The sequence below is a fragment of the Streptomyces doebereineriae genome, assembly GCF_031845645.1.
Classification (GTDB): Bacteria; Actinomycetota; Actinomycetes; order Streptomycetales; family Streptomycetaceae; genus Streptomyces; species Streptomyces canus.
Window position 1 is genome coordinate 717,642 of the sequence record NZ_JAVREZ010000001.1, and the last position, 19,620, is coordinate 737,261.

A 19,620-nucleotide genomic window follows, 5' to 3' on the forward strand; every position below is an offset into this window, starting at 1 on the left:
CGCTCCACGCGCTTCAGGCGCTCACGGTGTCCTCGTCGGCGGCTTGGTCCGCCGCTTCGTCCGGCGTCAGGTCGCCCAGGTAGGCCGCCCGCACCGCCGGATCGCGTCGCACCTCCTCGGGGGTGCCGGCGCAGATCCGGCGGCCGAAGTCCAGGACGACGACCTGGTCGCAGACGCTCATCACCATGTCGACGTCGTGCTCGACAAGCAGCACGCCCATGCCCCAGTCCTCGGCCAGCCGCCGTACCAGATGGGCCAGTTCCCGGGTCTCGTCGTCCGACAGGCCCGCCGCCGGTTCGTCCAGGAGCAGCACGGACGGCGAGGCCGCCACCGCGCGGGCGATGGCCAGCAGCCGACGCTCTCCGTACGACAGGTCGTCCACCGGCCGGTCCAGGCTGTCCTGGAGACCGAACTCCCGTACCGCGACGAGCACATGGGCAGGGAGGGGGCGGCTGCCGGGACGGATCAGGTCCGTGAGGTACGCCCATCGGCCGGGGCGGTCGCAGGCCGCGTACAGGTTGTCCAGGACGGTCATGTCCTCGAACAACTCCAGCGACTGGAAGGACCGGCTCAGACCGGCGGCGGCCCGCCGGTGGACCGGCAGTCGGGTCGCGTCCCGATCCCCGAGACGCACACTGCCCGAGGCGGCCCGGGTGAAGCCGGTGATCGCGTCGATGGCGGAGGTCTTGCCGGCGCCGTTGGGACCGATGAGCCCCACGACCTGGCCCGGTCCGACGTCCAGTGAGAGCCCGTCGACGGCGACGACACCGCCGTAGCGGACGGTGAGGTCCCGTACCTGGAGGGGGAGTGGGGCGGCACGGGTCACGGCCTGGGCGGCGGACGGCTCGTCCCTCGGGACGGTCACCGGCCGCTTCGCAGGCAGCTTGCGCCGGCCCCCGACCGCCCGTGTGCTGAGCCCCTTCCCGATGCCGTCCTGGTTGCCCACCAGCGTCAGCACCAGGATGATTCCGCCGATCAGCGGCATCCACTCACTGAGCCCGGGCAGTACGAGGTCCCCGAACCGGGCGCCCACCGTGCCCGCGGCGAAGGTCGCGCCGAACAGCGGACCGACGAGGTAGCCGACACCGCCGATGACCGCCAGGCCGAGCGCGGTGATGGAGCCGAAGCTCGCGAAGTCGGACAGGACGACCGAGGTCGAGCGGAAGCCGGTGAGCACTCCGGCGAGCGCGGCGATGGCCGCGGACAGGCCGAAGGCGTAGAGCTTGGCGGCGCGGACGTCGATGCCGAGGGCGGCGGCGGCCCGCTCGTTCGCCCGTACGGCGATGAGCCGGCGGCCGGTGCGGCTGCGCCGCACGTTGGCGACCACGAGCGTGGTGGCGACGAACAGCACGAGCACCACGGCGGCGTACCGCTGCGGATGGTCGACGCCGGAGATGCTGATCCCGAAGAGAGTCTGCTTGCCCACCGCGATGCCGTCGCTGCCGGGGGTCGTCGACAGATCGGTGTTCTGGAAGACCATCGCCTCCAGCGTGGTGCCGAGGCCGAGCGTGATGATCGCGAGATTGACGCCGCGGGTGCGGACCGCCGGGAGCGCGAACAGCAGACCGATCGGGACCGTGCCCAATACCCCTGCCAGCAGGCAGAGTTCGAACGGCCATCCCCAGTCGGCCGCCGCGTGTCCGGCGAGGAAGGCGCCGGTCCCGGCCAGGGCGTAGGCCGCGAGAGAGACCTGTCCCGCGTACCCGGTGACCACGACGATCGACAGGATGATCAGTGACAGCACCAGGGTGGTGGTGATCGCGTCGGCCCACAGCGGCGTCGCCAGGCTCACCAGCGACAGCCCGGCCACGACGGCGAGCGCCAGCGGCAGGGGACGGACCTTCCCGGAGCCCAGACCGGGCAGCCGGTCCAGGAACGTGCCGCGCAGCGGCAGCGCCCGGCCGCTTGCGACCAGCACCAGGGCGATGAACAGGAAGGGAACCGAGGCGGCGAGCCCGGTGACGTCGGAGCCGAAGCGGGTCAGTTCGGACTGCACGACGCCGATGACCAGGCCACCCGCCAGGGTGACGGGGAACGACGAGAACTTGCCGACCAGGGCGGCTGCCAGGGCGCTGAGCAGGAGGGTGGTCAGCCCGGTCACCGACAGACCGATGACCGGGACGATCAGGATGCCCGTCAGCCCCGCGAGCGCCGATCCCAGCGCCCAGTTGCCCGTGGCGATCAGGTCCGGGGACCAGCCGAGCGAGGCGGCCGCGCCCTCGTTCTCCGCGACCGCGCTGGTGCCCAGGCCGAACAGCGTGCGCTTGTAGAGGAGGTGGAGGAGCACGGTCACGGCGACCGCGATGCCGATCAGCCACATGCGGTCCTCGGAGACCGTCGCCCCGGCGATCGTCAGCAGCTTGGTGGGCAGCTTGCCCAGCACCAGCTCCAGGCTGTCGCCGTAGCGCTTGACGGCGATCGCGGTGAGCACGATGAAGACCGCCAGGGTGCCGACCAGACGGGCCAGCGAGGAGGCTCTGCGCAGCGGGCGGAGCACCAACAGGTGGGTGAGTACGCCCAGCACCGCGGAGGTGAGCACGCCGCAGGCGGTGGCGGGCCAGTACGGCAGACCGTGCTGGGTGGCGAGCTCCCATTGGACGTAGGCCCCGGCCATTCCGATCGCGCCGTGCGCGAAGTTCAGGACGCCGGAGCCCCGGTAGACCAGCACGATGCCGTGCGCGGTGAGCGCGTACAGGGCCCCCAGACCCAGGCCCAGCAGCGCGAAACGCAGGACGTCGTCCATCGAGGAACCTCCCAGAGTGCGGGACCAGACAGTGCATTCATTTAAATAATTGTGCCGAGAGTACTTCACTAACTGGAAAACGCACCCCATGCTGTTCGGCATCTCGACGACGAGCACAGCGGAGGAACCATGAACCACTCACGCCGACGCAGAACCGCCGCAGCGAGCGCCCTCGCGGTCACCGGAGTCCTGCTCGCCGCCGGCTGCGGGGGAGAGGCGTCCGGCAGTTCGAAGGAGGAGACCTCCGCCCTGAAGGGCACACCGGTCAAGGTGATGGTCTGGGCGCCGGAGGACACCCAGGGCAGCGCCCAGCCCGGAGTCCGGCTCACCGCCCAGGCGTACGAGAAGTGGATCAACGCCAACGGCGGGATCAAGGGCGCCCCGCTGAAGGTGCTCACCTGCAACGAGAAGGGCAACCCCGACGAGGCCGAGAAGTGCGCCCAGCAGGCGGTCGCCGAGAAGGTGGTCGCGGTGGTGGGCTCCTACAGCCTCGCCGGTGACCGCTACATGCCCATCCTGCAGAAGGCCGGCATCCCGTACATCGGCGGCACCGGCGTCTCGGCGGCCGAGTTCTCCAACCCGCTGTCGTTCCCGGTCAACGGCGGCACTCCGGTGATCTTCGCGGCCCACGGCCGGCAACTGGTGGAGAACGGCTGCAAGAAGATCTCCGGCGTGCGCTACGACGTGGCCGCCGCCGCCGTCGTGTCGCAGTTCCTCACCGTCGGCGCGGTCTCCGCCGGAGCGCCGGCACCCAAGGACATCAAGGTGCCGCTCACCGCCACCGACCTCGCCCCGCAGGTCGCCGCCGCGACCAAGGGCAGCGACTGCGTGAGCGTCATCATGGGCACCGCCTCGGGCCTGTTCGTGAAGTCGTACGTGCAGTCGGGCGCCAAGACCAAGCTCGGCAGCGTCGTCGGCAACCTGACCCCGCAGCTCGCCGAGAGCACCGGCGGAGCCGGCGGCCCGCTGGAGGGCGCCGCGATCACCGGCTACTTCCCGCCGACCTCCGACGCCGCCTGGAAGGACTTCCTCGCGGCCACCGACGGCGACAAGGACATCGACACCAGCAACGGTGCCAACGAGACGACCTGGGTGGCCTTCAAGGTCTTCACCGAGGCCGCCAAGAAGCTCCCGACGATCACGGCGAAGGCCCTGGTGCAGGAGCTCGACACCGCCCCGGGCATCAGCACCGGCGGCCTGACCCCGCCGCTGAGCTGGAAGGCGTCCACGGCCCTGCCGATCAAGGGCCTCAACCGCATCCACAACACCACCGCCACCGAACTGACCATCCGCGACGGGAAGATCGAGTGGGCCAAGCCCGGATCGACCTTCGTCGACGTCCGCAAGGTCCTCACGGCCCTGCCGTCCAGCTGAGGGAGCAGGCCCGTGCCGGACACCGACGCACCCCTGATCGAAGCACGCTCCCTGTCCGCCGGATACGGCAGCCAGCCCGTCGTACGCGACCTCGACCTGGAGGTCCGGCCCGGCGAGGTCGTCGCCCTGCTCGGCCCCAACGGGGCGGGCAAGACCACCACCCTCAGAGCGCTCTCCGGCAGCCTCGCCCCGATGGGCGGCGAGGTGCGCTGGCTGGGCGAACCCGGCCGCTCACCGCTGCACCGCCGGGCCCGCCAGGGCCTGGCGTACGTCGGCGAGCGGGCGGTCTTCACCCGGCTCGACACCGCGGACAACCTGCGGGTCGGGCGGGTGAGGTCCCAGCAGGCGCTGGAACTCTTCCCCGAGCTCGAAAAGCGCCTCAGGACCGGCGCGGGCATGCTCTCGGGCGGCGAGCAGCAGATGCTGTCGCTGGCCCGCGCCCTGTGCCGCGCGCCCAAACTGCTCCTCGCGGACGAACTCTCGCTCGGCCTCGCCCCATTGGTGGTCGACCGCCTCCTGCGCGCGGTCCGCGAGGCGGCCGACCGCGGCCTCGGCGCGCTGCTGGTCGAACAGCACGTGCGCAAGGTGCTCGACATCGCCGACCGCGTGTACGTCCTGCACCGCGGCCGCGTCACCATGACCGGCACCCCGAAGGAACTGCGCGGCAACCTCGACGCGATCGAGTCGTCGTACCTCGCGCAGACCACAGCGGAAAAGACAACGTACGCAACTGATTGAGGTGAACGCTGTGCCAGGCGCACGCGAGCAGATCCGATCCCTCGTCCTTTCCGGCGACACCTTCGTCCAACCCGCCGCCGAACTGAGGGAGTTGCAGCTGGAGGCCGCCCGGGAGACCTTCACCGCCCACCGCGAGCGGGTTCCGCTGCTGCGCACCCGGGCGGCGGAGACCGGCGTGGAGGAGGTCACCGGCCTCGACGACCTGGTGCCGCTGCTCTTCTCGCACACCAGCTACAAGTCGTACCCCGTCTCCCTCATCACCGCCGGCCGCTGGGACCGGCTCCTGCGCTGGTACACGACCGTCTCGGCGGTCGAACCCGGCGACGTCGACATGGACGGCGTCCGCGACATCGACGAGTGGACCGACCGCATCACCGCCGCCGGCCACCGCCCGTACATCACCAGCGGCACCTCCGGGAAGGTCTCCTTCCTCAACTGCGACGCCAGTGACCTGAGTTTCCTGCACGACATCCTGGAGCACCTCACCTGCTGGCCCGACCCGCTGCCGGCGAAACCCACCCGCCGCGGCTATCTGCTCGCACCCGCGAGCGGCCCGATGCGCTCCATCGACGGCTTCCGCTGGCACGCCGACGTCTTCGCGCAACCCGGCGAGACCCGGCTGCTCACCGAGGACGCGATGCGGGTGTCCGAGCTGATGAGCAGCGCGCTGCTGCGCCGCCGGATCGCGGAGGGCGCCGCCACCCCACAGGAGATCAGCTCCTTCGAGACCGCCTCCGAGTCCCGCGAGGGGGAACTCGGCGCGGCCATGGCCCAGATCGTCGACGACATCGCCGCGCACCGCGACGAGCCGCTGCTGATCGCCGGCATGAACAACCAGCAGTTCACCCTCATCCAGGCCCTGCGCGCCCGCGGCGTGCCCGACGGGAGCCTGCACCCGGACACCCTGGTGCTCAGCGGCGGCGGCAACAAGGGCCGCGCGCTGCCCGACGACTACCAGCAGCAGCTCACCGCCTTCTACGACGGTGTACGCCGCGTACGCAGCTACGGCATGACCGAACTCCAGGGCTCCTGCCTCGCCTGCGAGCAGGGCAACTACCATGTGCCGCCCTGGGTGATCCCCCTGGTGCTGGACGAGCCCGGCGAGAAGCTGCTCAACCCCGAACAGGGAGTGGTGGAAGGGCGGTTCGCCTTTCTCGACGTCTCCCTTGAGGGCCGCTGGGGCGGGCTGATCAGCGGCGACCGGGTCTTCGTGGACTTCTCGCCGTGCGGTTGCGGCCGCCCGGGCCCGGCGGTCCTGCCGGACATCCGGCGCTACGGCGACCTCGGCGGCGACGACAAGATCACCTGCGCCGCGACACTCGACTCCTACGTGCGGGGGATGATCCACTGATGAGCGGTACGGCACTCGACGACACCGCGGCCGCCCCCGTGACCGTCGTCCACGTGATCCGGGGCGAGACCGACCACAGCACCCCCGTCGACCTCGGCCGGTTCACCGCACCGGCCCTCGACCTGGACCGTCTGGTCTGGCCGCGCTCCGAACCGGGCCCCGCCTTCCACGTGCCCGTGGCGGAGATCGTCGACCTGCTGGTGGAGACCGGTGAGGCCCTCAAGGCGGACAGCGGAGGCCTGCTCGCCGAAGCCCTGGAGCGGATGATCCCGGTCAGCCCGCTGCCCGCGGAGGTGCTGGAGCGCGCCTACGCCGTGCTGTGGCGCAGCTTCCAACGCCCCGGCCTGTACGCCCAGATCGACCACGAACTCGGCGGTGCGAACGTGCTCGACGGCTGGCGCGAGGTACGCCTGCCCGACGACCGGATCGCGGCCACCCGCGCGTTCCCGCCCCGCCTGGTGCACATCATCGCCGGCAACGCACCCGGAGTCGCGGCGATGTCCGTCGTGCGCGGCGCCCTCACCAAGGGCGTCAACCTCCTGAAGCTGCCCTCGAACGACCTGTTCACCGCGACCGCGATCCTGCGCACCATGGCCGCGGTCGCCCCCGGCCACCCGGTGGTGCGGTCGTTCTCCGCGGTGTACTGGCGCGGCGGCGACGAGGCGGTGGAGAGCGTGCTGTTCCGCCCGCAGTTCTTCGACAAGCTCGTCGCCTGGGGCGGCGAGGCCACCATCCGCAGCGCGCTGAAGTACGTCGGCCCGGGGTTCGAGCTCGTCTCCTTCGACCCCAAGACCTCCATCTCGATGATCGGCCGCGAGGCCTTCGCGTCCGAGGAGAGCCTGGCCCGGGCGGCCGACGCGGGCGCCGCCGACGCCACGTTCTTCAACCAGCAGGCCTGCGTGGCCAGCCGCTTCCAGTTCGTCGAGGGCTCCTGGGACGACGCCGACCGGTACGCCGCCCTGCTGTGCGAACGCCTGGGCGTGGCAAGGGAGTTCAGCTCGGCCGGCGGCCCACGCGTCGCCTCGGAACTCCGCGAGGAGATCGACGTCCTGCGGTCCATGGAACCCGAGTACCGGGTGTGGGGCGGCTACGACGGCCAGGGCCTGGTCATCCGCTCACCGGAACCCGTGGACTTCCACCCCGACGGGAAGATCGTCGACGTCGTCCCGGTCGCCGCCCTGTCCGAAGCCGTCACCCATGCCGGGGTCGCCACCCAGACGGTCGGCGTGTACCCCGACACCCGCAAGGCGGAACTACGCGACGCCCTCGCCTGCGCCGGCGTGCAACGCGTGGTCTCCCTCGGCAGGGCGGGCGGCATGCCGCCGGGCCTCTCCCACGACGGCTTCTACCCCCTGCAACGGCTCATGCGCTGGGTGAACGACGAGTGACGCCTTCCCCCGCGGCGAACCCGGCGACCCGCGTTCCGCCGGGACCGCGAGACCGGCCATCCGGAAGACCGCGGACATCGGAGCCCGTCTGACCTCGGGCGGAGCTCCAGATGACCGCAGGACGGGCACCGGTGGGCGTCGATCCGGTGGCGAGGACGCCCCCTGCGCTTAAGCCGGCACTCCTGCCGCAGCTGTGGGCGGTCTGCCCGTCGGCCCACCGCCGGGTCCCCGTCGAACGGCGCGACGCCACCTCGTACTCCCTGGCGCAGGGGCGCAAGCGGAAAATCTCGTTCGGCACGAAGGCCCGTCCGATGGTCCGCCTGCTGTACGCCGCACGGCGCCTCCGCGGCTCTCGGCTGGACCTCTTCGGCTACCACCCGGTGCGCCGCATGGAGCGCGAACTCGTCGTGCAGTACCGGCGAGAGGTCGAAGCACTGCTGCCCCGGCTCAGCCCTCTCACCCTCTCGACACGCTCGACAAGACGGTGAGCGGGTCGCCGGAAAGGTGAACCAAGGGCCTGTTGCTCACCAGGTCGTGGCGGCTGAGCGGATCACGGACCACGTGTCGCCTTCGCGGGCGTAGTCCATGGTCATCTGCAGCCGCCACTTCGCGCGGGTGCCGTGGTAGAGGAACTGGCCGGCACGCGTCTGCGACAGCCATTCGTCCTTGGGCTGTACGTAACCGGTGATGTGGGTGAGGGTGCAGCCGTCGGCGAGCAGGTTGTCCAGGGCGTGGGTGTCGCCGTCGAGCATTGCTTGCAGGTAGGCGCGGAAGGCCGTGGTGACGTCGTCATGGGCGTTCTGGTCGGGGGACGGTTGCACGGTGGCTCCTGTTGTTCGGCAGATCGGTCGAGCTCTGAGCCCCTGTTGTTGTCAGGAGGCGGCCCGTCAGCAGCGACATGGCTTTCCGGGACGTCGAGCCGGGTTCGGCGTGATAGGTGACGAGGGTCTGGTCCGGGTCGCCGTGCAGCCCCATGGCTTCGAAGGAGAGGGTGAGTTCGCCCAGCACCGGGTGCCGTAGCCGCTGGACGCCATGGCCCCGGCGACGCGCGTGGTGCCCGGCCCACAACCGTCGGAAGTCATTGCTCCGTTCCGTCAACTCTCCGATCAGAGCGGCGAGTTCCGTACCCTCCGGGTGCGTGCCCGCTTCCACGCGCAGGACGCTGACGATGTCCAGCATCGTGGCTTCCAGGTCGTTGAAACGGTCGCGTGCCGCGGGGGAGAGGAAGACCAGCCGGGACAGGTTGCGCTCCCGAGGCGGTAGCCGGGACCAGTCGCCGAAAACGGTGGTGGCGAGCCTGTTCCAGCCCAGGACGTCCAGGCGTCGCCCGCAGACGTACGCGGGGACCCCGTCGAGCGCGTCCAGCAGTCGCTGAACGCCTGGCCGCAGCCTCTGTCGCCGGGGCACGGCGTGCCGATTGCCGTGAAGTTCCGGCCGGGCAAGGCGGAACAGGTGGGCGTGCTCGTCTCCACTCAGGCGCAGGGCACGAGCGACGGCGTCCAGCACCTCGACCGACATGGTGTCACCGCGGCCCTGTTCCAGGCGCGTGTAGTACGCGAAGGACACTCCCGCCAGCCGCGCCAGCTCCTCGCGGCTCAGCCCCGGCACCCGGCGTCGCCCGGACGCCGACAACCCCACGTCCTCGGGCCGGAGTCGGGCCCGCCGGGACCGGAGGAACTCCCGCAGCTCGGTGCGCCGGTCCAGTCCTGTGCTCATGCGTTTTGGATGGGCTGCCAGTCGGGTGAGCGTCTCGCGGCGCGCTCGGACTCGGTGGCGGCCAGGTCGAGCAGGGCCAGCTTGTCGTGTTCGGGCGTTCCGGACTCGGCGTAGTACACGACCATGCACTGACCCGGGGTGCCCTGCAGTTGCATGGTCTGGTAGCCCAAGGTCAGGTCAGCGACCTCGGGATGGTGGAAGGTCTTGCGCCCGTAGGTGTGGCCCTTGACGTCGTAGCGCTCCCACATGCGCGCGAACTCGGGGCTCTTGAGCAGGAGTTCGCCGACCAGTTGGGTCAGGTCCGGTGCGTCCGGCTCCATGCCGGCGAGGGCGCGCAGTCCGTTGACGCAGCTGCGGACCTGGTGGTGCCAGTCGTCGAACAGGCCTCGGGCGGCGGGATGCAGGAAGACGTAGCGCGCGATGTTGCGCTGCTTGGCCGGCCAGTCGTCCATGCCGGGGAGCAGCCGCAGACCGGCCGGGTTGTAAGCCAGCACGTCGCCGGTGCGGCTGAACACGTGCGCGGGGTAGGGGCGCAGGCTTTCCAGCAGCAGTTTGACGCCGGGCCGCACGGTGCGGTTGGGCGCTGACGGCGGTTCGGGTGCCGAACGGGCGGCGAGAGCCGCGAGAGCGCGCCGGCAGTCGTACGAGTTCGCGCTGACCTCGGCCGCCGTCGCCCTGCACATTCGCGGCGGCGTGATCCGCGAGGCGAAGGTCGCCGTCGGCGGCGTGGGCACCGTGCCCTGGAAGCTGCCTACCGTCGAGCGTCACCTCATCGGCGAGCGTCCCTCGGACGCGCTGTGGGCCGAGGCGTCCAAGGAGGCGTCGGACGGGGCCCGCCCGCTCCAACACGACGGTTTCAAGGTCGAGTTGCTCCAGCGGACCGTCGAACGCCAGCTGCGCATCGTAGGAGGTACCAAGTGAGCCCGCAGCCGCAGGCAGCCGTAGGCGCACCGCTCTCCCGCGTGGACGGACGACTGAAGGTGACGGGTCAGGCGAAGTACGCCGCCGACCACGACCCTCAGGGGACCGTGCACGCGGTCGTCGTCGACAGCTCCGTCGCCCTCGGACGGATCACCGGCATCGACACCCGCACGGCCCTCGCCCAGCCCGGCGTCCTGACGGTGATCAGCCACCTCAACGCACCCAAGCTGGCCTATCGCGACAACCCGGGCGGGTACAAGGACAGGGCGGTCGCGGCGCAGGCCCACGCTCTGCGCCGGGCGGGCCGCGCCGGGCTGGTCGAGGTCGGGGGAGATGCCGACACCTGCCCCGAACGGCTGTCCGTCCTCGTCCACATCAGCGCGCCCCGCCCCCGCATGCTGATCTTCGGCGCCGTCGACTTCGCGGGCGCGCTCAGCCGGGCCGGGCGCTTCCTCGGCTACCGGATCACCGTCTGCGACGCCCGCCCCGTCTTCGCCACCGCCGCCCGCTTCCCCTACGCCCACGCGGTGGTCGTCGACTGGCCAAGCGCTACCTGCGCGATACCGAGGTGGACGCTCGGACCGCCGTATGCGTGCTCACCCACGACGCCAAGTTCGACATCCCGCTCCTGTGTCTGGCCCTGAGCCTGCCGTGGGTTACGTGGGCGCGATGGGCTCCCGGCGTACCCACGACCACCGCCTGGGCTTGCTGCGGGAGGCGGGCGTACCCGAGGCGCAACTGGCCCTTCTCCACTCACCGATCGGCCTCGACCTGGGCGCCCGCACTCCCGAGGAGACTGCCGTCTCCATCACCGCGGAAATCATCGCCCATGTCCACCACGGCACCGGTCTCCCTCTCTCCCAGGGCACCGGGCCCATCCACGAGCCCATTGCCGCGAGGGGTGCCCTGACAGGTCACTGAACACCGCTCCAGGGCACAGACCGGTCTGCCACATCGCGACGCCGAGCAGCAGGCTGAATGGTCGTAGGAGGACTCTTCCTCGGCAAAGCCCCTTCTTTTGGATCACAGGAGTAATGACGATGGACAAGGACGTAGCGGTCATCATCGGCGCGGGCGGCATCGGCCTGGCGATCGCCCGGCGTGTGGGCATCGGCCGCATCGTGCTGCTCGCCGACTACAGCGAGAAAGCCCTGGGCGTTGCCGCCGAGCAGTTTCGCGGGGCGGGCTACGACGTGACCACGCACGTCGTCGACGTGTCCGACCCCGACGCGGTGGCCCGGCTCGCCGACGCGGCCGCGGAGCTGGGTCCGGTCACGCAGGTCGTGCACAGCGCCGGGGTCTCGCCCGTCCAGGGCACCACGGAGCAGGTCCTGCACGTCGACCTGCTCGGCACCGCGCTGGTCCTCGACGAGTTCGCCCGCGTCATCGCGCCCGGCGGCGCCGGTGTCGTCATCTCCAGCATGGCCGGCCACATGGCGGGCGCCCACCCGTACGACACCGAGCACGCGCTGGCGAGCACCCCCGTCTCCGAGCTGCTCGCCCTGCCGTTCCTGGCCCCCGACGAGGTAGGCAACTCCGGCGCCGCCTACGCCCTGTCCAAGCGGGGCAACGCGCTGCGCGTGCAGGCCGCCGCCGTCGAGTGGGGCAAGCACGGCGCCCGCATCAACTGCATCAGCCCCGGCATCATCTCCACGCCGCTGGCTCAGGACGAGATGTCCGGCCCCGGTGCCGAGGGGTACCGCCAGATGATCGAGACGTCGGCCGCCGGACGCATCGGCACCCCCGACGATGTCGCCGAGGCAGCGGCCTTCCTGCTCGGTCACCAGGCCGGCTTCATCACCGGGTCCGACCTCCTGGCCGACGGCGGCGTGATCGCGGCGCTGCGGGCCGCGCAGGCCTGGCCCGTGGGCCGGGCGCAGAGCTGACGCCAAGGGCTCCGCCGGAAACGCGTGAGGGCCCGTCGTTCGTCTGCGGCATCGTCGTGGCTGGTCGCGCAGTTCTCTGCGCCCCTTTGGGCGCTGCCCAACCGTAGTCGGCAGGCGCCCGCTGTCTCACCGCCCCTCAAACGCTGCCATCCGCGCCCCTCGAGAGGAACCCCGCCGTGCCCCGTCCCACTCCCAAAATGCCCTGGGCCGCGGCCTGCGCCGCCACCGTACTGATGCTCGCGGGCTGCACATCGGGGAGCTCGGGCGGGGAGGAAGAGCCCGCGTCGGCCGCCGGGACCGACAACGCGGGCGCGGGTTCCTCACGCGTGCGAGTCCTGCGCACCGTGACGCAGGGACTGAACACCCCGTGGGGCCTGGCCGCGCTGCCGGACTGCGACCTGCTGGTCTCCTCCCGAGACGGCGGCACGATCACCCGTGTCGACGCGGGCAACGGCCGGAAGACCGAGGCCGGCACCGTGCGAGGAGCGCAGGACCTGCCGGGCGAGGGCGGTCTGCTCGGGCTCGCCGTCTCCCCGGCCTTCGCATCCGACCGCCTGGTGTACGCCTACTTCACGACCGCCTCGGACAACCGCATCGTCCGCATGCGGTACGACACCTCGCGCCCACAAGGCGAGCAACTGGGCCGTCCGGAGACGGTGTTGGAGGGAATCCCCACCGGGACGTACCACAACGGCGGCGGATCACCTTCGGTCCGGACGGCATGCTCTACGCCGGCACCGGTGAGACGTGGGACAAGCCCATCGCACAGGACAGGGACTCGCTCGGGGGCAAGATCCTGCGCATGACCCCCGAGGGCCGCCCCGCCCCCGGCAATCCCGAGTCCGGCTCGACGGTGTACTCCTCAGGTCACCGCAACCCGCAGGGCTTGGCCTTCGACGACGACGGGCGGCTGTGGGCCTCGTAGTTCGGCCAGGACACCTGGGACGAGCTGAACCTGATCCGGCCCGGCCGCAACTACGGTTGGCCGGAGGTCGAGGGCACAACTCACCGTGCGGGCTTCACCAACCCGGTGGCCCAGTTGCGCCCCGCCGACGCTTCACCCAGCGGCATCGCCTACGCAGAGGGCGCGATCTGGATGGCGAGTCTGCGGGGCGAACGCCTGTGGCGCATCCCGCTGGACGGCTCCAGGGTCGCGGGTGAGCCGTCGGCCGCGCTGGAGGGCTCGTACGGCAGGCTGCGCACGGTGGTCGCGGCGGGCGGCGACCGGTTGTGGCTGGTCACCAGCAACACGGACGGCAAGGGTTCGCCGGAGGACGGCGACGACCGGATCCTGCTTCTCCGGGTGTCCTGAAGGCACACCAGCGCGGGCACATCGGGCTTGCTCCGTTTCCCCGGCCGGAACAGCCCATAGACACCCGGGAGTTCGGTCGGGTACGGGAGGACGCTGTGCCGCGCTGTTCGGTTGGCGTGGCCGCTCAAAAATGTTGGCGGTGTCCCAGAAGGTGATGCCGAGTTCGACGGTCTGCCGGGAGATCGGCTCGGCCGCTGTGTCGTCGAGCACCCATGGCATGCGCTTCGCGGGGTCGCCGAAGCTCATGCAGCCGAGGGCGACGCGGCTGACCTTCAGGCCCGAGGTGCCCAGGCGCGTGTATTCCATGAACAACTACCTCTGTCCGTCTGTCTGTCGGGGTCTGTCTGGCCGAACGCGTCGACTGCTGTCCTGCTCGGGTCGGTGTCGGCTCAGTAGGGGCGGTCGCCCTGTGGGGTGTGCAGGGCGGTCCTCGACGCATGGGCGGAGTCGGACGCCGCCAGATCGAGCAGGACCATCGCGTCGTACTCGGCGCTGCCGGGCTCGGCGTGGTACACGACCATGCGATGGCCGGGGGCGCCCTCCAGTTGCAGGGACTGGTAGCCGAGCGTGAGATCGCCAACGTCGGGGTGGTGGAACGTCTTACGGCCGTAGGAGTTGCCCTTGACGTCATAGCGTTCCCACAAGCGCGCGAACTCGGGGCTTTTGAGGAGGAGATCACCGGCAAGCCGGGTGAGGTCGGGGGCGTCCGGGTCAGTGCCGGCCAGGGCCCGCAGGCGGGCTACGCAGCCGCGGACCTGGTTTCCCCAGTCGTCGAAGAGGTCGCGGGCGGCGGGGTGGAGGAAGACGTAGCGTGCGATGTTGCGCTGTCTCGCGGGCCAGTCCTCCATGCCGGCGAGCAGTCGAAGTCCGCCCGGATTCCAGGCCAGTACGTCACCCGTGCGGCTGACCACGTGCGCGGGCAGGGGCCGCATGGCCTCCAGCATGATCTTCACCCCGGGGCGAACGGAGCGGCTGGGTGTGGGCCGTTCCGGAGCGCTGGGCGTCCCCGCGCTCGAGCGAAGCCGAGAGTGGGGGAGGGCGGCATGCGTGACCAGGCTGCGCAGGTGGTCGTGTTCCTCCTCCTCCAGCCGGAGGGCGCGGGCGAGGGAGTCGACGACGGATGGGCTGGGGTGGGTCTCCTTGCCGCGCTCCAGCCGGGTGAAGTAGTCGATGCTGATCCCGGCCAGGGTGGCCAGTTCCTCGCGGCGCAATCCAGGTGTGCGACGCACCCCCGCGCCGGGTGGAAGGCCGACCTCCTCGGGGGTCACCTGGGCCCGTCGGGCGCGTAGGTAGCGCCCCAACTCGGTGCCGCCGCTGTGCTGCTCACGATCCATGTCTTCCGAGTGTGGGGATGCCACGACCTGGGCGGAAGGCGGATGGGGTGCCCTGTCACGGCACTGAACAGCACTCCGGGCTCGGACCCAACCCGACGGACCGGCGTTCTCCTCACGAGGCAGGGACCGCCGATCCATGGATGAACCTTCCTCTCCCGCCTCTGTGCGGGCGCCCCTACGGTCGAGGCTGCGGGCGTTCACCGGCCCGCCGTAGCGGAGGAGCAGGACCCCTATGAAGATGACCGGTAACACGATTCTGATCACCGGTGGCACCTCGGGTATCGGCCTTGGTCTGGCTCTGCGTCTGCACGAGGCCGGCAACAAGGTGATCGTCGCCGGCCGGCGCAAGGAACTCCTGGACGAGATCACGGCCGAGCACCGGGGCATCGACGGGCTCGTCCTGGATGTCGCGGACCCCGACTCGATTGCACGGGCCCGTGAGACGGTGGCGGCGAGCCATCCGGGGCTGAACGTCCTGGTCAACAACGCCGGCATCATGGCGTTGGAGGACCTCCTGGACCCGGCCGGACTCCAGGTGGCCGAGGATCACGTGACGACGAATCTGCTCGGCACGATCCGGATGACGTATGCGTTCCTGCCGCTGCTGGTGGGCAAGGACGACGCGGTCGTCATGAATGTCACCTCGGCGCTGGCGTTCGTCCCGTTTCCGCTCACGCCGGCCTACAGCGCGACGAAGGCCGCGCTGCATTCCTTCTCGGAGAGCCTGCGTATCCAGCTTGCTGGTGCTGATGCCGGTGTTCAGGTGATCGAGGTGGTCCCGCCGGGTGTGCGTACGACCCTGCTGGGCCAGCAGGACAGCGACCAGTCCATGCCGTTGGAGGATTTCCTGACCGAGACCCTCGACCTGCTGCGTGAGAAGCCCGAGGCGAAGGAGTTGGTCGTCGAGCGGGCCAGGTTCATCCGCGACGCGGTGGCGAACGGTTCCTACGACGACGTCCTCGCCATGATCGCCAGCAGCTGACCGACCTGACATGCCGGACGCGGAAGGCTCGGGAAGCGCCTTCGGGTTTGCCCCGGTCGTCGCACTGGAGGCGACCGGTTCCGTCCTGAGCGCCGACGGCAGGTCGAGCGCCCATCACACGACGAACATCGTCGTGTCGGCCGGGCCGGGCGACGAGTCCCGCGGCCGGTCCCAAGCGTTGGGCGTCCTCGACGGAGAACCGTCGCGGCGGGCCGTCTTCCAGGCCGACGGCCTGCGGCGCACCGCCGACAGCCGGCGAATTTCCCAGCGGGTCATGCAGGTCATGATCAACGGATCGTCTCGCTGCGAGCACTATCGGCGTCGGCCGTATGAGCGGCTTTGCGCGGGCGGGACAGGACTGCTCAGCCATGGATCGGCGGTCTCTGGATAGCCGGGCGGGATGCGGCGAGGATGGGCGCATGGACAAGAAGGAACTGGCGGAATTCCTGCGCCACCGGCGTGAGACCTTGCGCCCTCGCGACGTCGGGCTGGTCGCGGGGTCGCGCAGGCGTACGCAGGGGTTGCGCCGCGAGGAGGTCGCGCAACTCGCCGGCATGTCCACCGATTACTACGCCCGGCTGGAACAGCAGCGTGCTCCGCAGCCCTCCGTCCAGATCACCGCGGCTCTCGCCCGGGCGCTGCGGCTGACCCTGGACGAACGCGACCATCTCTTCGTCCTCATCGGCCACAACGCCCCGGCCCGCTTCGAGCGCTCCGAGCACGTCAGCCCGACGCTGCTGCGGGTTCTGGACCGCCTGGACGATTCCCCGGCCCTGGTAACGACAGACCTGGTCGACACCCTCGCGATGAACCCCTTGGCCGTCGCGCTGCTCGGCGACCAGACCCGCCACACCGGTCTGGCCCGCAGCGGCTACTACCGCTGGTTCATGGACCCCGCCGAACGTCTCGTGTATCCCGAGGAGACCCACGAAAGCCACGGCCGCGCCCAGGCGGCACGTCTGCGGGCCGCGCTGACAGCCGGCAGCGACACCCCTCGAGCCGCCCGGATCCTCGCCGAACTCCAGGAACGCAGCCCCGAGTTCGTCCGCATGTGGGAACTTCAGGAGGTCGCCCGCTACGGCCACTGCAAGACCATCCTCCATCCCGAACTCGGCCGCATCGACGTCGACGCCCAGCTCCTTTACACCGAGAACCGCGCCCAAACGCTGGTGGTGCTGACCACTCGCCCCGGCACGGAGAGCCACAGCAAGCTCGAACTGCTCTCCGTCATAGGGCACCAGCAGCTCACCCCCTGACGTCCTGGACCGGGGCGGGCTCCGCGCTCAGGTCGCCGGTTTGACCGGATGGGGCCTCCGTTTTAGTCTCGGATGTGTACGGAGGCAGCATCCGTTTTGGTGCGGCCGCAGGATCAGGGCAGGCGGGAGGGCGTATGAGCGCCGGTGAAGTGCGGGGACGCAAGCTGCGTGCGGACGTTCAGCGCAACCGCGCCGCCCACCGCTGAATCACCCGACACGCCTCGCGTGCACCCAACGGCACGAGAGCGGCAGCGCCGTTACGCCTCAAACACACACGACGAACACGAAGAGCGCGCTCAGTTCGGCAAGGTCGTCATCACCCACTGGCACCACCGCGTCCGCAGTCGGCCGCAGGGACCAAGCCCCGGAACCCCGGTCACCGAAACCCGGGTTCCGTTCCGGACAAGGAGTTTCACCATGAAGATCGGCATTCTCGGCACCGGGAACATCGGCAAGACGTTGGCCAGGCGGTTGAGCGCGGCCGGGCACGAGGTGAAGGTGGCCAATTCGCGCGGCCCGGAGACAATCGAGGCGGACGTGCTGGCCTCGGGCCGACGAGCGGTGACAGCGGCGGAAGCCGTAGCGGACGTCGACGCCGTGATCCTCTCCATTCCCTTCACCCGCATTCCGCAGGTCGCACCCCTGATCGCCAAGGTGCCGGCTGACACGGTTGTCATCGACACGTCCAACTACTTCCCGCATCGGGACACCGACATCGCGGCGATCGAGGCCGGCCAGGCCGAGAGCGTTTGGGCTGCCAAGCTGCTGGGCCGAACCGTCGTCAAGGCGTGGAACTCGATCGGAGCCGAGTCGTTCGCGCACAGGAACAAGCCGGCGGGAAGTGCGGACCGCATCTCGCTCCCCGTCGCGGCCGACAGTCCGCGAGAGCGTGACCTGGCAATGGCACTCGTTGAGGACACCGGGTTCGACGCCTTTGATGCGGGGCCCCTCGCGGAATCGTGGCGGCAGCAGCCCGGCACACCCGCCTACTGCACGGATCTCACCCGGCAGGAGCTGCCGGACGCACTTGCGGCGGCCGACGCGGCGCGATCACCGAAGCGGCGCGACCTCGGGCTCGCCGTGGTCCAGGAACGCTTCGGGGCCGGCGTGCAACCAGACGCGGAATACCTTGTCCGCCTGAACCGCGCAATTTCCATGTGAGGAGGGACGGGGGCTGACGCGGTGACCCGTCAGAGGCCCTCGTATCTCGCCCACCCCCTTCTCCAGCTGCTCCGCGACGAACGCCGCCGCCCCCGGCGGCACGTCGGCCGGCCAGCCGGAAAAACTCCTCCAGCTCCTGAACGGACGGCTCGCCGGCGAAGCGCGCGTACCGGGCCTTCTGCTCAAGGGTTCTGCAGGACGGCGAGGGTGAAGGAGACGGGATTGAAGGCGACGATGGTGTCGGTGGCCGACAAGCCCAGCCAGGTTCAGAACCTTGGGGGCCCGGTTGGCAAGTGACCGACTCTGAGAGTCGCTGCACGCCGAGCGGACACGCGGAGTTTCCACACGTCGGCCCGACAGCCCCGGCCGATCAAGGCGCCCGCTGAGGCAAAACGCGTTGGGAGGCGCGGAAGGCCAGGGGGGTGTGACCGGTGTGGCGTTGGAAGAACTTGCCGAAGTGGGTGGCGCTGGTAAAGCCGAGGTGGGCTGCGATGGTGGCGGCGGGTTCGGTGCCGTGGGCGAGGAGGCGCTTGGCCTCCAGGGCGAGGCGCTCGTCGAGGTAGTCCTTTGCGCTGAGGCCCGCTGCGGTCTGGGTGGCGCGGGTGAGGGTGCGGGTCGAGTAGCCGAGCTCGCGGGCGTAGTCGTCGATGCGGTGGGTGCGGGAGAAACCCCGCTCGACAGCGTCGCGGAACCGCACGAAGGGCTCGGGTGCGGATTCCGCGGCCTGACCGTCCTGCTGCAGGTTGGCCAGGCGCAGGAGTACCACGTCGAGCAGGCGGTGCAGCAGGGCGGTGTGGACCGGCAGCGGATGGCGGTCCGACTGGGAGAACTCCGCGGCCAGTTGTTCGGCCGCAGAGGCCAGTGCGGGGGCCTCCGAAGGATCGGGGCTGTACAAGGGCATCGGGGCAGTCGTGGCGCCGAGGCCGGCCAGTTCCGCGGTCTCGGGGGCGACGAAGTCCTCCTGGAGCATGATCATGATGGCCTCGGCCTGGTCGGGGTTCTGCCACTGGTGCACTTGGCCGGGCCGGATCCACAGCCAGGAACCGGGCGGCAGTACGTACCCGGTGAAGTCGACGCGGTGGCGCAGAGTGCCGGAGGTGACCAGCAGCAGGGCGTGGAAGTCCTGCCGGTGCGGGGTGGCGATGTGCCAGGGCCAGTCACGGGTGCGGTCGCGGAAGTCGGCCAGAGTCATCACCTCCAGGCCTGCCGGGGATCCGTCCGGAGGCTGGAAGACCACCTTCGGAAGCCCCAGCTCCCGTCGACCGGACTTCTGCCGCGCCTGTCGCCTGTGGACCATCACGAGACCGCAGCGTACCTCGCCAGACGTCGGGTTCCACCCCAGTATGGAGCTGTTACAAGGGGCGGCCCGCCCCAGGCGTGGGAGCCGGAGCCGTGTCCGCTGCAGCCGATGGCCGGTCGTAAGCCGGGACACCAATGGCCCCGCCTCTTCCCCCGTTG

At 70.4% G+C, this 19,620-nt stretch carries 15 protein-coding genes and 4 pseudogenes; 13 read left to right on the forward strand and 6 right to left on the reverse strand.

Features of this window, described 5'->3' with window-relative positions:
- Positions 1 to 13 precede the first annotated feature (13 nt).
- Positions 14 to 2,743 carry a branched-chain amino acid ABC transporter permease/ATP-binding protein gene (locus tag RNB18_RS03415; protein ID WP_311712628.1) on the reverse strand — a complete coding sequence of 910 codons (2,730 nt, stop codon included), beginning with the start codon at positions 2,741 to 2,743 and terminating at the stop codon, positions 14 to 16.
- A 129-nt stretch (positions 2,744 to 2,872) separates the two neighbouring features.
- On the opposite strand from RNB18_RS03415, the gene RNB18_RS03420 reads away from it, so the two are divergent.
- From RNB18_RS03420 to RNB18_RS03440, 5 genes and pseudogenes are all read left to right on the forward strand, one after another.
- Positions 2,873 to 4,117, forward strand: a complete 1,245-nt coding sequence (locus tag RNB18_RS03420) for an ABC transporter substrate-binding protein (RefSeq protein ID WP_311712629.1) — start codon at positions 2,873 to 2,875, stop codon at positions 4,115 to 4,117.
- Positions 4,118 to 4,213: 96 nt separating this feature from the next.
- Positions 4,214 to 4,855, forward strand: a pseudogene (locus tag RNB18_RS03425) (ABC transporter ATP-binding protein); the annotation flags it as partial.
- A gap of 10 nt (positions 4,856 to 4,865) precedes the next feature.
- Positions 4,866 to 6,206, forward strand: coding sequence for a phenylacetate--CoA ligase family protein (locus RNB18_RS03430; protein WP_311712631.1), 1,341 nt, complete (start codon positions 4,866 to 4,868; stop codon positions 6,204 to 6,206).
- Positions 6,206 to 7,594, forward strand: a complete 1,389-nt coding sequence (locus RNB18_RS03435; protein WP_311712632.1) for an acyl-CoA reductase — start codon at positions 6,206 to 6,208, stop codon at positions 7,592 to 7,594. The genes RNB18_RS03430 and RNB18_RS03435 overlap by 1 nt, the downstream gene beginning before the upstream one ends.
- Before the next feature lie 110 nt (positions 7,595 to 7,704).
- Complete coding sequence (locus tag RNB18_RS03440; protein ID WP_311712633.1) at positions 7,705 to 8,082, forward strand: DUF6537 domain-containing protein; 378 nt, start codon at positions 7,705 to 7,707, stop codon at positions 8,080 to 8,082.
- 36 nt (positions 8,083 to 8,118) lie between these two features.
- Here RNB18_RS03440 and RNB18_RS03445 read toward each other — a convergent pair whose 3' ends face one another.
- Genes RNB18_RS03445 through RNB18_RS03455 form a run of 3 tightly spaced genes read right to left on the reverse strand, consistent with a single transcriptional unit; the run spans position 8,119 to position 9,879 of the window.
- Positions 8,119 to 8,415: a nuclear transport factor 2 family protein gene (locus RNB18_RS03445; protein WP_311712634.1), complete on the reverse strand. Its 297-nt coding sequence runs from the start codon at positions 8,413 to 8,415 to the stop codon at positions 8,119 to 8,121.
- Complete coding sequence (locus RNB18_RS03450; RefSeq protein ID WP_311712635.1) at positions 8,384 to 9,310, reverse strand: helix-turn-helix domain-containing protein; 927 nt, start codon at positions 9,308 to 9,310, stop codon at positions 8,384 to 8,386. The genes RNB18_RS03445 and RNB18_RS03450 overlap by 32 nt, the downstream gene beginning before the upstream one ends.
- Positions 9,307 to 9,879, reverse strand: coding sequence for an MmyB family transcriptional regulator (locus RNB18_RS03455; protein ID WP_394817575.1), 573 nt, complete (start codon positions 9,877 to 9,879; stop codon positions 9,307 to 9,309). Before RNB18_RS03455 ends, RNB18_RS03450 begins: the two co-directional genes overlap by 4 nt.
- Positions 9,880 to 9,943: 64 nt before the next feature.
- Here RNB18_RS03455 and RNB18_RS03460 point away from each other — a divergent pair.
- From RNB18_RS03460 to RNB18_RS03475, 4 genes and pseudogenes are all read left to right on the forward strand, one after another.
- Positions 9,944 to 10,231 (forward strand): annotated as a pseudogene (locus RNB18_RS03460) (FAD binding domain-containing protein); the annotation flags it as partial.
- Positions 10,232 to 10,323: 92 nt separating this feature from the next.
- Positions 10,324 to 11,152, forward strand: a pseudogene (locus RNB18_RS03465) (XdhC family protein); the annotation flags it as partial.
- 119 nt (positions 11,153 to 11,271) lie between these two features.
- On the forward strand, positions 11,272 to 12,117 hold the full coding sequence (locus RNB18_RS03470; protein ID WP_311712636.1) for an SDR family oxidoreductase: 846 nt from the start codon (positions 11,272 to 11,274) through the stop codon (positions 12,115 to 12,117).
- Positions 12,118 to 12,314: 197 nt separating this feature from the next.
- A pseudogene (locus RNB18_RS03475) lies at positions 12,315 to 13,429 on the forward strand (PQQ-dependent sugar dehydrogenase).
- 389 nt (positions 13,430 to 13,818) lie between these two features.
- On the opposite strand, the gene RNB18_RS03480 reads toward RNB18_RS03475, so the two are convergent.
- Positions 13,819 to 14,763 (reverse strand): helix-turn-helix transcriptional regulator, encoded by a 945-nt coding sequence (locus tag RNB18_RS03480; RefSeq protein WP_311712637.1) that lies wholly within the window; start codon positions 14,761 to 14,763, stop codon positions 13,819 to 13,821.
- 232 nt (positions 14,764 to 14,995) lie between these two features.
- Between RNB18_RS03480 and RNB18_RS03485 the strand changes: the two genes are divergently transcribed.
- The 4 genes from RNB18_RS03485 (at position 14,996) to RNB18_RS03500 (ending at position 18,162) form a co-directional block, all read left to right on the forward strand.
- Positions 14,996 to 15,745 carry an SDR family oxidoreductase gene (locus tag RNB18_RS03485; protein ID WP_311712638.1) on the forward strand — a complete coding sequence of 250 codons (750 nt, stop codon included), beginning with the start codon at positions 14,996 to 14,998 and terminating at the stop codon, positions 15,743 to 15,745.
- 10 nt (positions 15,746 to 15,755) lie between these two features.
- A complete protein-coding gene (locus RNB18_RS03490; protein WP_311712639.1) occupies positions 15,756 to 16,136 on the forward strand; it encodes a hypothetical protein in 381 nt (126 codons plus the stop codon).
- A gap of 28 nt (positions 16,137 to 16,164) precedes the next feature.
- On the forward strand, positions 16,165 to 17,001 hold the full coding sequence (locus RNB18_RS03495; protein ID WP_311712640.1) for a helix-turn-helix transcriptional regulator: 837 nt from the start codon (positions 16,165 to 16,167) through the stop codon (positions 16,999 to 17,001).
- Between the two features lie 417 nt (positions 17,002 to 17,418).
- Positions 17,419 to 18,162 carry an NADPH-dependent F420 reductase gene (locus tag RNB18_RS03500; RefSeq protein ID WP_311712641.1) on the forward strand — a complete coding sequence of 248 codons (744 nt, stop codon included), beginning with the start codon at positions 17,419 to 17,421 and terminating at the stop codon, positions 18,160 to 18,162.
- A 370-nt stretch (positions 18,163 to 18,532) separates the two neighbouring features.
- Here RNB18_RS03500 and RNB18_RS03505 read toward each other — a convergent pair whose 3' ends face one another.
- Complete coding sequence (locus tag RNB18_RS03505; protein WP_311712642.1) at positions 18,533 to 19,459, reverse strand: AraC family transcriptional regulator; 927 nt, start codon at positions 19,457 to 19,459, stop codon at positions 18,533 to 18,535.
- Between the last annotated feature and the right edge of the window lie 161 nt (positions 19,460 to 19,620).